Source organism: Abyssibius alkaniclasticus (assembly GCF_020447305.1).
In the GTDB taxonomy this organism is placed as follows: Bacteria; Pseudomonadota; Alphaproteobacteria; order Rhodobacterales; family Rhodobacteraceae; genus Abyssibius; species Abyssibius alkaniclasticus.
In genome coordinates, this window is the sequence record NZ_CP095732.1 from 1,992,172 (window position 1) to 2,006,086 (window position 13,915).

A 13,915-nucleotide genomic window follows, 5' to 3' on the forward strand; every position below is an offset into this window, starting at 1 on the left:
CTGCAACATCCAATTTTGGGAGGCTTCGGATGTCTATTAAGAATGCACTTCGTGCGGCAACCGCACTCACGCTGCTGGCAAGCGGCGGCGCTTATGCTCAGACCATTACGATCGCGACCGTGAACAACGGTGACATGATCCGTATGCAGGGTTTGACGGATGATTTCACGGCAAAAACCGGGATCGAGGTTGAATGGGTCACGCTTGAGGAAAATGTTCTTCGCCAGCGTGTCACCACCGATATTTCCACCAATGGTGGCCAGTTCGACATCATGACCATCGGCATGTATGAGACCCCGATCTGGGGCCGCAACGGCTGGCTGGTTCCGCTCGACGATCTGTCGGCTGAATACAATGTCGATGATATTCTGCCCGCAATGCGCAACGGTCTGTCGGCCGATGGCGTAATGTATGCCGCGCCGTTTTATGGCGAAAGCTCGATGATCATGTATCGCACCGACCTGATGGAAGCTGCAGGGCTTGAAATGCCTGCCGCCCCCACCTGGGAATTCGTGGCCGATGCGGCCCGCGCCATGACCGACCGCGACAATGAAATCTACGGCATCTGCCTGCGCGGCAAAGCTGGCTGGGGCGAGAATATGGCCTTTCTGACAGCCACCGCCAATTCGTTCGGCGCACGCTGGTTCGATGAGAACTGGACCCCGCAGTTTGACAGCCCGCAATGGGCCGAAACGCTGAACTTCTATGTTGAGCTGATGAATGAAGCTGGCCCTCCGGGTGCTTCGAACAACGGCTTCAACGAAAACCTGTCGCTGTTCCAGCAGGGCAAATGCGGCATGTGGATCGACGCAACGGTTGCGGCCTCTTTCGTGACCAACCCTGAAGATTCCACCGTTGCCGACAGTGTTGGCTTCGCACTTGCCCCCGATACCGGCCTTGGCCCGCGTGGCAACTGGCTCTGGGCATGGGCGCTGGCCATTCCGGCTGGCACCGACAATGTTGATGCGGCCAAGCAGTTCATCGAATGGGCCACCTCGACCGACTATATCGAGCTTGTCGCTGCCAATGAAGGCTGGGCGAATGTGCCCCCGGGCGCACGTATCTCGCTTTATGAGAACCCCAACTATATGGACGTTCCCTTTGCGCAGATGACGCTGGACAGCATCCTTTCGGCTGACCCTGTGAACCCAACGGTCGACCCTGTGCCTTATGTGGGCGTGCAGTTTGCCGCTATTCCCGAATTTGCGGGCATCGCAACCGATGTTGGCCAGGAATTCTCGGCGGCACTTGCCGGCCAGCAGACCGTGGAAGAAGCCCTGGCAAAAGCCCAGGCGCTGACCGCTGACGCGATGGAAGCCGCCGGCTACTAAACCTGCCACGAGCAAGCAGAGGGCGGGCCATTCCCGCCCTCTGAGCCATTTCTCTACCCCCTGAAACCCGTGTATCCCCGTGCATCCCAGTGCATCCCCGTGCAACTTTGCAAAGGACTCTTGTTATGGCGACCCAGCATTCCAGATCTGCCGCACGTTTCATGATGGCCCCCGCAGTCGTTCTGCTTCTGGGTTGGATGCTTGTGCCGCTATCCATGACCTTGTGGTTCTCGTTCAAAAGATACCTTCCCCTGCGCGGTGGCGATCTGGGTTGGGTCGGGTTTGAGAATTACGCCCGCTTCTTTTCCTCCTCCGCCTTTTGGCCCAGCGTTCAATCGACGCTGATCATCGTGGGCGGGGTTTTGTTCATTACCGTTGTTTTCGGCGTGCTGCTCGCGATCTTGCTGAGCCAGCCGATCTGGGGGCAGGGGATTGTGCGCATCCTTGTCATTGCCCCGTTCTTCGTTATGCCCACGGTTTCCGCGCTGGTCTGGAAAAACATGTTCATGGACCCGGTCAACGGATTGTTCGCGCATTTATGGCGGCTGTTTGGCGCCACTCCGGTTGAATGGTTAAGCCAGGCATCGCTGCAATCCATCATCATGATTGTATCCTGGCAATGGCTGCCCTTTGCCACGCTCATTCTGCTCACCGCGATCCAGTCACTTGACAGCGAGCAGCTTGAAGCGGCCGAAATGGACGGTGCGCCGCCCATCAAACGCTTTGCCTTCATCACCCTGCCGCATCTGGGGCGCGCGATTACCGTGGTCGTGCTGATCCAGACCATCTTTTTGCTGGCGATCTTTGCTGAAATCTTCGTCACGACCCAGGGCAGTTTTGGCACCAAAACCCTGACATACCTGATTTATCAGCGTGTGTTGGAAAGCCAGAATATCGGGCTGGGTTCCGCCGGTGGTGTTTATGCCATCATCCTTGCCAATATCGTTGCCGTCTTCCTGATGCGCGCGGTTGGCAAAAACCTCGACGCGTAAGGAGAGCGACATGGCACGTGCAGTTACCCCGCAACGCAAGCTGTTCAACACCACGCTCGCCTGGGCGGTTGGCTTGCTGATCTTCTTCCCGATCCTGTGGACCATTCTTACCAGCTTCAAAACCGAGGCGACGGCCATTGCCAGCCCGCCGGTCTTTCTGGGCTTTGAATGGACGCTGGAAAACTATGCCGCCGTTCTGGAACGCTCGGACTATATGCGCTTCTTGTGGAATTCGGTGATCATCGCCGGCGGCTCGACGCTGCTTGGCATTCTGGTGGCCGTGCCGGCGGCCTGGTCAATGGCCTTCGTGCCCTCGCGCCAGACCAAGAACATTCTGATGTGGATGCTCTCGACCAAGATGCTGCCCGCTGTGGGCGTGCTTTACCCGATCTACCTGATCTTCATCGAGCTTGGGATCCTGGATTCGCGCATTGGCCTTGTGATTGTGCTGATGCTGATGAACCTGCCGATCATCGTCTGGATGCTTTACACCTATTTCAGGGAAATTCCGGGCGAGATTCTGGAAGCAGCCCGCATGGACGGGGCCAGCCTGAGATCGGAGATCATCCATGTGCTGACACCAATGGCTATTCCGGGCATCGCTTCGACCCTGCTGCTCAACTTCATTCTGGCCTGGAACGAAGCCTTCTGGACGCTCAACCTGACCGCGGCCAACGCCGCCCCGCTAACCGCTTTCATCGCCAGCTATTCCAGCCCCGAAGGACTGTTCTTTGCCAAGCTCAGCGCGGCCTCGACAATGGCCATCGGGCCGATCCTGGTTCTGGGCTGGTTCAGCCAGAAACAACTGGTCAGCGGCCTGACCTTCGGCGCAGTGAAATAAGGAAGACACAATGGGACGTATCGTTTTAGACAAAGTGTGCAAATCCTTCGGCGATGTCGAAGTCATTCCACCCCTGGACCTGACCATTGAAGATGGCGAGTTCACGGTGTTTGTCGGCCCGTCGGGCTGCGGCAAATCCACCCTGCTGCGGCTGATCGCCGGGCTGGAAGACAGCTCGGGCGGGCATATCCGCATTGATGGCAATGACGCCACCACCGTGCCGCCCGCCAAGCGCGGCCTGGCTATGGTGTTCCAGTCCTATGCGCTGTATCCGCATATGTCGGTGCGCAAGAACATTGCCTTTCCGCTGCGCATGGCAAAAATGGAGCAGGCCGAAATTGACCGCCGCGTGGATGGCGCCGCCTCGGTTCTGAACCTGACCGACTATCTCGACCGCCGCCCCGGCCAGCTTTCGGGCGGGCAGCGCCAGCGCGTTGCCATTGGCCGCGCCATCGTGCGCGAGCCGGCAGCGTTCTTGTTTGACGAGCCTTTGTCAAACCTCGATGCGGCGCTGCGCGTTGGAATGCGTCTGGAAATTTCAGAACTGCACAAACGCCTGCAAACCACAATGATCTACGTTACCCACGACCAGGTGGAAGCGATGACGATGGCCGACAAGATCGTGGTGCTGCAGGCCGGAGTGGTCGAACAGGTCGGCAGCCCGCTGGAGCTTTACCGCAACCCGCGCAACAAGTTTGTGGCCGGGTTCATCGGTTCGCCCAAAATGAACCTGCTGGAAGGCCCCGAGGCCGAAAAGCACAATGCGCGCACGATCGGCACGCGCCCCGAACATTTGCGCATTTCCGAAACCGAAGGGGATTGGCCCGGAACGGTTGGTGTATCTGAACATCTCGGCTCTGACACTTTCTTCCATGTCAAATGCGACGCTTTCCCCGAGCCGCTGACCGTGCGCGCCGGTGGTGAGATTGGCCTCAAATACGGCGCGAAGGTTTTTCTGAGCCCCGATCCGGAGCATCTGCACCGGTTTGACGATAACGGGCTGAGGATTGCGTGAACCGCCTGCATTCAAAATGCGCGCTGATCACCGGCGCGGCCCAGGGCATAGGCAAGGCATTTGCCGCACGCTATGTGGCCGAGGGCGCGCGCGTGGCAATTGCCGATATCAACCTGGCCCAAGCCCGCGCAACCGCGGCTGAGCTGGGCGATGCGGCCATCGCCGTTGAAATGGATGTATCACAACAGGCCAGCATAGAGCGGGCCGTGGGTGAAACGATTGCCGGCCTTGGCCAGATCGACATTCTCATCAACAATGCCGCGATTTTTTCGGCCGCGCCGATTGTCGAAATTACCCGCGCCGATTTTGCGCGGGTTTTTGAGATCAACGTGGCCGGCACATTGTTCACCTTGCAGGCGGTTGCCAAACATATGCTGGCGCGCGGGCAGGGTGGCAAGATCATCAATATGGCCAGCCAGGCCGGGCGGCGGGGCGAGCCGCTTGTCGCCACCTATTGCGCCAGCAAGGCGGCGATCATCAGCATCACGCAATCGGCCGGGCTGAACCTGATTGGCCACAAGATCAACGTGAATGCCATCGCGCCCGGCGTGGTCGATGGCGCGCATTGGGATGGCGTTGATGCCTTCTTTGCAAAATATGAAAACAAGGCGCCGGGCCAGAAAAAGGCCGAAGTCGGCCATGCGGTGCCCTATGGCCGCATGGGCCGGGCCGAAGATCTGACGGGCATGGCGGTGTTTTTGGCCAGCGACGAGGCCGATTACATTGTTGCGCAAACCTATAATGTTGATGGCGGACAATGGATGAGCTGATGGCTGAAATTAAACCGGGGCGCACAGCCATTTCGTTGAGCAATGCCAGTTTGGGCGCCGTGCCCGATGGCATTTTGCGGCCAGATTACGACCGCACAAAGCTGAAAGCCGGTATCGTGCATATCGGGCTTGGCAATTTTCACCGCGCGCATCAGGCGTGGTATCTGCACCGGCTCATGCAGGCAGGCAAGGCGCAGGATTGGGCGATTATCGGCGCCGGCATCCGCCAGTATGATGCCGAAATGCGCGAAAAACTTCTGGCGCAGGATTGCCTGACCACGCTGGTCGAGCTTAGCCCGCATGGCGTTGCGGCCGAAGTTACCGGCGCGATGATCGACTATCTGCCGATAGCCGATGACAATGCCCCGCTCATTCAATGTATGGCCGATGCAAAAATCCGCATCGTTTCGCTGACCGTGACCGAGGGCGGCTATTTTGTCGACCCGGCCAAAGGCGGGTTTGACGTAACCCACCCCGAAATTCGCCATGATGGCGCAAACCCGGATGCCCCCCGCACGGTTTTTGGCGCCATTGTTGCCGCGCTCAAACTGCGGCGGGCGGCCGGGATTAGGCCGTTCACCGTGCAAAGCTGCGACAATTTGCAAGGCAATGGCGATATTACGCGCCAGGCCGTGCTTTCGCTCGCGCGCCTGTCCAGCCCGGCCCTGGCCGACTGGATAGAGACGCATGGCGCCTTTCCGAATTCGATGGTTGATTGCATTGTGCCGGCAACCCGCGCGCCGGAAATTGCGCTTGCCCGGCAGATCGGCATTGCCGATCATGCCCCCGTCACCCATGAAAACTATCGCCAATGGGTGATTGAAGACAGGTTCTGTGCGGGCCGCCCCGACTATGACGAGGTTGGCGCGATCTTTACCGACACCGTGCATGACTACGAAACCATGAAAATCCGCATTCTGAATGCAGGCCACCAGGTTCTGGCCAATGCCGGCGAGCTTTTGGCGCTGGAAACGATCGCCGATTGCATGGGCCATGCGCAGATTGCCGCCTTCTTTGACAAGGTGCAGCGCGACGAGATAGCGCCCTATGTGCAGCCGGTGCCGGGGATGGAGCCGCTCGCCTATGTTCAACTGATCAAGGCGCGCTTTGCCAATCCGAAGATCCGCGACACAAGCCGCCGCGTTGCCTTTGATGGCTCATCGCGGCATCCGGGCTTTGTGCTGCCGATTTTGCGCGACGCACTTGCCGCCGGGGGAAGGATTGAAGGGCTGAGCCTGGTCGAGGCGATCTGGGCGCGCATGTGCGCAGCCACGCGCGAGGATGGCACGGAAATCGCACCGAATGATCCGCAATGGGACAGCCTGGTTGCGGCCGCCCATGCCGCGCGCACCACCCCCGAAACCTGGCTCAAACAGCGGCATATCTATGGCGATCTGGCGGACAACGCCGAGTTCAGCGCCGCGTTTACACGCTGGCTGGGCCTGATCTGGGCGCAGGGCAGTGCCGCCGCGCTGCAAGCCTATACCGCCACGTAAAGGCGGTTTGGGGCAGGCGGGGGTTTGCACATTCACCCGATCATCCCTATCTGGGGTCAGGAAACATGCCTGGTGCAGATGGTGCATCAAGGCACCAAACCCCTGCCCAAGGAGGCGACATGCCTGAACAGACCGCGCCGCTGCAAATAGAGATCGTTTCGGATGTCATGTGCCCCTGGTGCGTGATCGGCTATCGCCAGCTTGCCCAGGCGCTGAAGGAGAAAGCTGTCGCGCATGAAATCCGCTGGCACCCGTTCGAACTGAACCCGAATATGGGGGCCGAAGGGCAGGATTTGCGCGCGCATCTGGCCGAAAAATACGGCACGAGTCCGGAACAATCCGATGAAAACCGCGCGCGCATCTCGGCGCTGGGCGCCGAGCTTGGCTTTGAATTTGCGTTTGATGAAGCATCGCGAATGCATAACACCTTCAATGCCCACCAGCTTTTGCATTGGGCCGAAATGCAGGGGCGCAAGCACGCGCTGAAACAGGCGTTGTTTGCGGCGCATTTCACCCAAGCGCGCAATTTGTCGGATGTTTCGGTTCTGGCGGACATTGCCGCCGAAATCGGCCTTGAGCGCGCCGAAGCCAGCGCCGTTCTGGCCGATCAACGCTTTGCCGATGAAGTGCGCGCGCAGCAGGTTTTCTGGCAGCAGCAGGGTATTCAGGGCGTGCCCGCCGTGGTGTTCGAGCGCAAGCATCTTGTCACCGGCGCGCAGGGGGTTGAAAACTACAAGAATATTCTCGACCAGCTGCTCGCAATGCGGGTTTGACCCCTAAAGCAGCACCGGCTGGCCTGTGCGGATGCTTTCATCGGCGGCGATGCAGATGCGGAGCGACTCGACGGCGTCCTGCATTTGCTGGCTCAGGTCGGCATCGCTCAGAATGGCGTTGATCACGGCGGCCTGTTCGGCATCGCACAGCGCCTGATGGTCGGGCTCGTCTGGCAGGGTAATCAGCCGGTCGCCTTCTGCGCGATGCACCAGCAGGCCACCAACCCTGGTATGCCCGCCCACATCGGCGGACGACGCCTTGTCGGCATCGGTGATGGAGACCGCGCCGCGCGGGCTGATCACGTCTTTCACAAAGAACGCGGTTTCCGACATCATCGGCCCCCAGCCCGCCTCATACCAGCCGACCGAGCCATCTTCAAAGCGCAGTTGCAACTGGCCATAATTATACATATCGGCCGGAATTTCATCGGACAGGCGCAGCCCGATACCCTGCACGCTTACGGCAGGGCTGCGGGCGATCTGGCACATCACATCGACATAATGCACACCGCAATCGACAATCGGCGAGGTGGATTGCATAAGCTGCTTATGCACCGCCCATTCAGCGCCATGCGATTGCTGGTTGAGGTTCATGCGAAACACGAACGGGCCGCCAAGCGCGCGGCTTTCCGCGATCAGCCGGATCCATGACGGGTGGTGGCGCAGAATATAGCCGACAATCAGCTTGCGCCCGGTTTCATGCGCCTTGTCCACAACAGCCTGTGCATCGGCCACATTTGGGGCCAGCGGTTTTTCAACAAACACATGCGCGCCCGCCTCCATTGCGGCAATGGCCTGGGGGGCATGGGCATCGGAATAGGTGGCAATGACCACAAGATCGGGCCTGCTGGTCATGCCATCTTCAAAACTGCGAAACATGGGATAGCCCGCCAGCGCATCGGGCAAGGCGCGCGCCGAACGGTTGACGATGCCCACAATCTGCGCGCGCGGGTCGGCGTGGTGGGCAAATGCGTGCGACAGGCCCATATTGCCGACACCCACAATCAGAACACGCAGCATGGCAGACCCTTTCTAAACTGTAATCCGGCGCATGGCACCGACATCGACAACCCTGCCCGTTTGGCGTGAGCCGATTGCCGCGAATGCCAGCGCAAGCGAGCGGAGGTTGTCTTGCGCGCCATTGGCAGGCTCGGTGCCGTCTTCAATGGCCACCAGCAATGCACCCATAGCGCCACGAAACCCGTCATTGAACCATGTGCCCTGCAAATCGGGCCGGGCCTGGCCCTGTGCGGTTGTCAGCCGCACCTGCTGCTGGCCAAGATCGGGGCCATCGCTGCACAGGCTGCCCTTTGTGCCGGCAATATAGGTTGTGTCGCGCGGCCCAAACGGGGTGCCGCCATCCAGTGTCAGGCTGGCCTGGCCCTCATCCATCAGAATTTGCACCTGCGCCATGAGCGGCACTTTGGCTGTCTGGCCGGGGGCGTTTGTTGCGCTGGCATATACCCGTTTGGGGCGGTCGCCCAGCACGCTGCTGATAAAGTCAAACCAGTGAATGCCGAAGTCATACAGGATCAGGTCTTCGATGGTCTCGAAACTTGTGCCCGCAATCCAGCCGTGGTTCCAGTGGATCGCGACATGGCAGCTTTGCACATCGCCCACCAGCCCGGCCTGCACGGCTTCTCGCATCCAGGCCAGATGCGGCGCCCAGCGGCCATTTTGGTTGATCGCCAGCCTGACACCGTTTGCGGCGGCCAGTTGCACCAGCCTTTCGCCTTCGTCCAGGTCCAGCACGAAAGGTTTTTGCGACAGAACATGTTTGCCCGCCTTCAGCGCGGCCTCGATCAGCGCCAGCCGCTGGCTGGGATGCGGGGTGATGTCGACCACGTCGATGCCCGGGTCATCCAATATGCGCTGCATGTCATCGGTGACCAGCGCATCCGGGAAAAACGCGGCGGCTTTGGCGGCGGCTTTGGCAATTGTGCGATTGCAGATCGCCGCCACTTCCCAGCCGGCGCTGCGATAGGCATCCAGATGGGCGGGCACAATTCCACCCGCGCCGATAACCCCGATTTTCGGGCGATAGCTGCGCGGCATGGGCGGCTGATAGGGCAGGGCGGGCGCGGCAATATCCACCAGCGGCCCGGTGGCCAGCGCATAGGTTTCGCTGTCAGGCTCGCTCATGGCAGAAGGGCCAGCGTGCGCTTTTCGGCCGCCGATTTGGCGGCCGTATCAACAATGCGCTGCGCGGTCAGGCACAGTTCGGGTTCCAGCGGGCCGGTTATGGGCGCGCCGCTTTTTAGGCAGGCAAGCATATATTCAATACCGTTGCGCCGCCCCACGGGCAGCGGGTCTACCGGCATGGGTGTAACATTCGGCGTGGCGCGTGTTTGCACCGTTATCCGGTCCGAATAATCCTCGCTGGCAATCGTGCCATCCGCGCCGACAAACACAAACCCGCATTTGGGTTGAGGCTGCTGCATCCACGGGTCGGTGAAGGTGCCCCAGCGGGTTTCCATTTTCGACAGGCCACGCGCATAACGGCAGACGGTTATGGAGTGCTGATCAACCTCGATGCCCGGAATTTCATCCACGACGCAGGTCACTTCCAGCGGTGCCTCGCCATTCATATACCATGTGCCAAGGGTTGCGCCGTAGCCAAGATAGTCAAGCAGGCTGCCCCCGCCAGCCGCTTTCTTATACCACCAGCTATCGGGCTTTTGGCGCTCTACCTCCTCTGGCGTCACCTCGACCTTATCGGCCAGATGGTAAAGCGGGCCACGGTTGCCGCCGTAAAACCGCACCTCCAGCAAATCTCCGATCAACCCTTCATCGATCAGCCGTTTGGCGGTGACATGGCTTTCAACCCAGGCCAGCGGCCAGTTGATTGCCATGCGCTTGCCGGTTGGTGCCATCGCGGCCATCATCCGGCGGGCATCGGCCACGCTGGCGGCAAAGGGTTTTTCAACGAAGACATGCACACCGTAAGCCGCAAGCCGTTCGGTATAGCTGGCATGGTCGCCCGTGGCGGCGCACAGGATTGCAAGATCGGCCTTGCTGGCCTTCATACAGGCATCAAAATCGGTAAAAAGCCGGTCATCGGCAATGTTGAAGGGCGCGGCGACGCGCTTCATCTTGGCAAGGTCCGCATCGAACAACCCGACGATTTCGGCATCGGGGTGGTTGTGGGCCATGCGCAGCAAATCGCCCATATGCATATGGTCAAAGCTAATGCCCACGATGCGCCATTTCGCCATGTTCAAACTCCTATCGCTGGTTGGTCAGCCGAATATAGATGGTGGTCACGGCCAGAATGATCAGGCCGAACAATATGCGCCGCGCGCCTTCGGGCATTTGCAGCAGGGTCAGCAATGTGCCCAGCACGGTCAGGATGAGCGCGCCCACCACCGTGCCGGAATAGCCCCCGCGCCCGCCGAAGATAGACGTGCCGCCGATGACCGCCGCCGCCACCGAGGGCAGCAGCAACGGGTTGACAAGCGACAGCGACGGCGCCTTGATCAGCCCGACATATAGCAGGCCGGTCACACCGGCGATCAGCCCGGACAGCGCGTAAAGCGCCAGATAGACCTGCCATGATCGCACGCCAGAAATTTTCGAGGCCGTCTCATTCGAGCCAAGCGCATAAAGCAGGCGGCCAAACCCGGTGCGCCGCTGGCCCCAGATAAGGAGTGCGGCGAAGGGCACGAACAGCAGCAGCGCGTTGGGCAAACCCCATGTGCGCCCGGTGCCAAGCCATGCAAGACTGTCGGGCACAACCGAGCCTGTGGCGATGACAAAGCGTTGGTAGACCTGCAAACAGCCCGTGCCGATAAGGCCCGTGCCAAGTGTCATGATCAGCGGATGCACCCGGCAGATGGCCACGCCGAACCCGTTGACCAGCCCGATCAGGATCGCCGGAAGCAACCCGATGAGAATGGCCAGAGGCACACCGACCACCGGCACCTGCGTGGCCATGACAAAGGCGCTGATCGTGGCCGCAACGGCAGCCGAAAGGTCGATGCCGCCGGTGAGCATGGTCATGGTCTGGCAGGCGGCGAGCATGGCCAGCGGAATGGCAAATTTGATGGTGTTGCCGATCCAGCGTTCATTCACGATGCCGGGGCGCATGAATTCCAGCACGCCAACCAGCAGAACCAGCAGAATGATCAGCGGGATGATCGGATTATCGGCCAGAAACCGGCCCAGCCGTTTCAGGCTGCTTGTCTGGTTTGCCACGCTCATATCCGCCGCCTCCGAGATGCAAGAACCGCGCCGAGCATGACAACCACAACCATGATCGAGCCTTCAACAATGGTGGTTACATTCGGGTCTACCGATAATAGCGTCAGATCCATGCGCACCAGCCGCAGAATGAAAACCGCGATGATCGGCCCCAGCAGCGCGCCGCGCCCGCCGCCAAGCACCACGCCGCCCAGCACAACCGCGGCTACGCTGGCCATCAGATAGGGGCCGGGGATAGGCTCGCCATTGCCGGTACTCATGGTCAGGGCAAGCCCGCCCATTGCCGCGAACAGCCCGCAAATGGCATAGGCGGCAATGCGTGTCCAGCCAATGGCAATACCCGAACGATAGGCGGCCAGCTCATCGCTGCCAATGGCATAGATCGACAGGCCAAGCCTGGAGCGGCGCAAAGGCAACCAGATGATCGCCAGACACAGGGCCAGCAGCACAAAGGATTTTGGCACCCAATCGGCGCCAAGGCTGCCAACGATAAGATTGCGCAGCCAGGGGGATGCCGCGCCGCCGGGCGCCTTGAGGATCAGCAGCGCCACGCCCTCCCACACGAAAAGCATGGCCAGTGTCACCACGATATCCGGCACGCGTGTGGCCACGATCAGCGCGCCGTTTATTGCGCCCATGATCACGCCGAGCAACAGCACAAAGCCGACCACCGCAACCGATGCGCCACCGCTTGCGCCCTCCATCAGCACAGCGGCGGTAACGCCGGCCACCGCCATCATCGAGGCGACCGAAAGATCAATGCCGCCGGCAATGACCACCACCGCCATTGCCGCCGTGGCAAAGGCAAAGGGCAGGGTGGCGCGGGTGAGTGTTTCAAGCCCCGATGCGCCGAAATCGGGCTGGATGACGCGGGTGAACGCCAAAAGCGCGACCAGCAGCGCCAGCAAGCCCAAGGTCCAGCCGTGTTTGGAAGCAAACCTGTTCATGCGGCACCTGCCGTCTGGCGGGGCAGGCCATAGGCTGCGCGCATGAGTGTCGGCTCGTCGGCTTCGGCGGCCTCGATGACATCGACCACCCTGCCGCCAAAAATCACCACGGCGCGGTCACAGGCGGCGGGTACTTCGGCCAGTTCGGATGTATAGTAAAGCACAGCGGCCCCCTGTTCAGCCAATTCGCGCACCAGCAGATAGATCTGCCGTTTCGTGCGCACATCAATGCCGCGGGTCGGGTCGAACAACAACAGGGTTTCAACGCCCTTGGCGATCCAGCGGCCAATGGTCACTTTTTGCTGGTTGCCACCGGAAAGCCGCTGCACCTCGCCCTGGGCGCGGGTATCTATCTGCAACCGCTCGATGGCGTTTTTGACCTTGGCCGCTTCGCTTCGCATCGGGATTGGCCCCCATTTGCGCGGGCGGGCCAGCAGCGGCACGGCAATGTTTTCATGCACCGAGCGTTGCATCAGCAGACCATGCGCACGATCGCCCGGCACAAAGGTCAGCCCGGCAGCAATGGCATCGGCGGGGTGGTGAAAATTCATGGTCTTGCCATCCACCTCAACCGTTCCCTCATCGGCGCGGCGCATTCCGGCAAGCACCTCGAACAGCTCGTCCTGCCCCTGGCCTTCAAGTGCGACAACGCCCAGAACCTCGCCCGGATGCAGGTTGAGCGAGACATCCTCCAGCTTGCTGCCCAGCGCCAGCCCCTTGACGGCCAGTCGCGGCGTGCCGCCTGGCAGGGTGGCGGCTTCAGCATTGCGCGTTGGGCCAACCCCAAGTGCTGCGCCAAGCATCAGTTCCACGATCTTTTCTTCCACCCCTTCGGCGATGTCCAGATCGCCCACGGTGGCCCCGTCACGCAGCACGCTGGCGCGGTCGCAAATTTCGGCAATTTCGGCAAAACGATGCGAGATATAGACAACCGATTGCCCCTCATCCGCCTGTGTGCGCACCACGCGCAGCACGTTTTCAACAAGGTTGGTGGGCAGGGCGGCGGTCATCTCATCCAGCAGCAGCACATCGGGTTTCATGGCCAGGCTGCGCGCAAGGTCAAGAATGCGCAATGTGGCCAGCGGCAAATGCCCGATCATGTCATCAAGCCGCAAGCCCTTGATGCCAAGCGCATCTACCCAATGTCGAAAGGGTTCCACGGGCGTGTTTCCAAGGCGCAGATTGTCGGCCACGTCAAGGTCGGGGATGAGCGATGGTTCCTGATAGACCGGCACCAGCCCCGCGCGCCGCGCCGCAGCCGGTGCGCCGATCTTGCGGTTCACACCGCCCAGCAACACCGTGCCGGAATCGCGCCTCAACGCGCCGGTCAGAATTTTTACAAATGTCGATTTGCCCGCCCCGTTCGCCCCCATCAGCGCAACGATCTCGCCTTTGTTGATGCGCAGCGATGCGTTGGAGAGCGCGACAACCGCGCCAAAGCGTTTGGACACGCCTGTGGCGTCCAGCAAAGGGGTTTGGGCGTCTTGGTCTGTCATACTGCCTCTGGCTGTTTTGGGTTGGCCCCGGCGTGAACCGGGGCCAGTCGGGGC

Annotated in this window: 13 protein-coding genes; 7 read left to right on the plus strand and 6 right to left on the minus strand. The window is 60.6% G+C overall.

Annotated features, from left to right (window positions below):
• The first annotated feature begins 29 nt into the window (after positions 1–29).
• From LGT41_RS09965 to LGT41_RS09995, 7 genes are all read left to right on the plus strand, one after another.
• Positions 30–1,331 carry an ABC transporter substrate-binding protein gene (locus LGT41_RS09965; protein WP_274126729.1) on the plus strand — a complete coding sequence of 434 codons (1,302 nt, stop codon included), beginning with the start codon at positions 30–32 and terminating at the stop codon, positions 1,329–1,331.
• A gap of 125 nt (positions 1,332–1,456) precedes the next feature.
• Positions 1,457–2,323: a carbohydrate ABC transporter permease gene (locus LGT41_RS09970; RefSeq protein WP_274126730.1), complete on the plus strand. Its 867-nt coding sequence runs from the start codon at positions 1,457–1,459 to the stop codon at positions 2,321–2,323.
• A gap of 10 nt (positions 2,324–2,333) precedes the next feature.
• Positions 2,334–3,164 carry a carbohydrate ABC transporter permease gene (locus LGT41_RS09975; protein WP_274126731.1) on the plus strand — a complete coding sequence of 277 codons (831 nt, stop codon included), beginning with the start codon at positions 2,334–2,336 and terminating at the stop codon, positions 3,162–3,164.
• A gap of 10 nt (positions 3,165–3,174) precedes the next feature.
• Positions 3,175–4,179, plus strand: a complete 1,005-nt coding sequence (locus tag LGT41_RS09980) for an ABC transporter ATP-binding protein (RefSeq protein WP_274126732.1) — start codon at positions 3,175–3,177, stop codon at positions 4,177–4,179.
• Positions 4,176–4,949, plus strand: coding sequence for an L-iditol 2-dehydrogenase (locus tag LGT41_RS09985; protein ID WP_274126733.1), 774 nt, complete (start codon positions 4,176–4,178; stop codon positions 4,947–4,949). Before LGT41_RS09980 ends, LGT41_RS09985 begins: the two co-directional genes overlap by 4 nt.
• Positions 4,949–6,445, plus strand: a complete 1,497-nt coding sequence (locus tag LGT41_RS09990) for a mannitol dehydrogenase family protein (RefSeq protein ID WP_274126734.1) — start codon at positions 4,949–4,951, stop codon at positions 6,443–6,445. Before LGT41_RS09985 ends, LGT41_RS09990 begins: the two co-directional genes overlap by 1 nt.
• 119 nt (positions 6,446–6,564) lie before the next feature.
• On the plus strand, positions 6,565–7,218 hold the full coding sequence (locus LGT41_RS09995; protein WP_274126735.1) for a DsbA family oxidoreductase: 654 nt from the start codon (positions 6,565–6,567) through the stop codon (positions 7,216–7,218).
• Positions 7,219–7,221: 3 nt separating this feature from the next.
• On the opposite strand, the gene LGT41_RS10000 is transcribed toward LGT41_RS09995, so the two are convergent.
• Genes LGT41_RS10000 through LGT41_RS10025 form a run of 6 tightly spaced genes read right to left on the minus strand, consistent with a single transcriptional unit; the run spans position 7,222 to position 13,861 of the window.
• A complete protein-coding gene (locus tag LGT41_RS10000) occupies positions 7,222–8,238 on the minus strand; it encodes a Gfo/Idh/MocA family protein (RefSeq protein ID WP_274126736.1) in 1,017 nt (338 codons plus the stop codon).
• A gap of 12 nt (positions 8,239–8,250) precedes the next feature.
• A complete protein-coding gene (locus LGT41_RS10005) occupies positions 8,251–9,360 on the minus strand; it encodes a Gfo/Idh/MocA family protein (protein ID WP_274126737.1) in 1,110 nt (369 codons plus the stop codon).
• The gene (locus LGT41_RS10010; RefSeq protein WP_274126738.1) at positions 9,357–10,433 is read right to left on the minus strand and encodes a Gfo/Idh/MocA family protein; all 1,077 of its coding nucleotides are present in this window, start codon (positions 10,431–10,433) and stop codon (positions 9,357–9,359) included. Before LGT41_RS10010 ends, LGT41_RS10005 begins: the two co-directional genes overlap by 4 nt.
• A 10-nt stretch (positions 10,434–10,443) precedes the next feature.
• On the minus strand, positions 10,444–11,418 hold the full coding sequence (locus LGT41_RS10015) for an ABC transporter permease (RefSeq protein WP_274126739.1): 975 nt from the start codon (positions 11,416–11,418) through the stop codon (positions 10,444–10,446).
• A complete protein-coding gene (locus LGT41_RS10020) occupies positions 11,415–12,365 on the minus strand; it encodes an ABC transporter permease (protein ID WP_274126740.1) in 951 nt (316 codons plus the stop codon). The genes LGT41_RS10015 and LGT41_RS10020 overlap by 4 nt, the downstream gene beginning before the upstream one ends.
• The gene (locus LGT41_RS10025; RefSeq protein ID WP_274126741.1) at positions 12,362–13,861 is read right to left on the minus strand and encodes a sugar ABC transporter ATP-binding protein; all 1,500 of its coding nucleotides are present in this window, start codon (positions 13,859–13,861) and stop codon (positions 12,362–12,364) included. The genes LGT41_RS10020 and LGT41_RS10025 overlap by 4 nt, the downstream gene beginning before the upstream one ends.
• Positions 13,862–13,915: the final 54 nt, after the last annotated feature.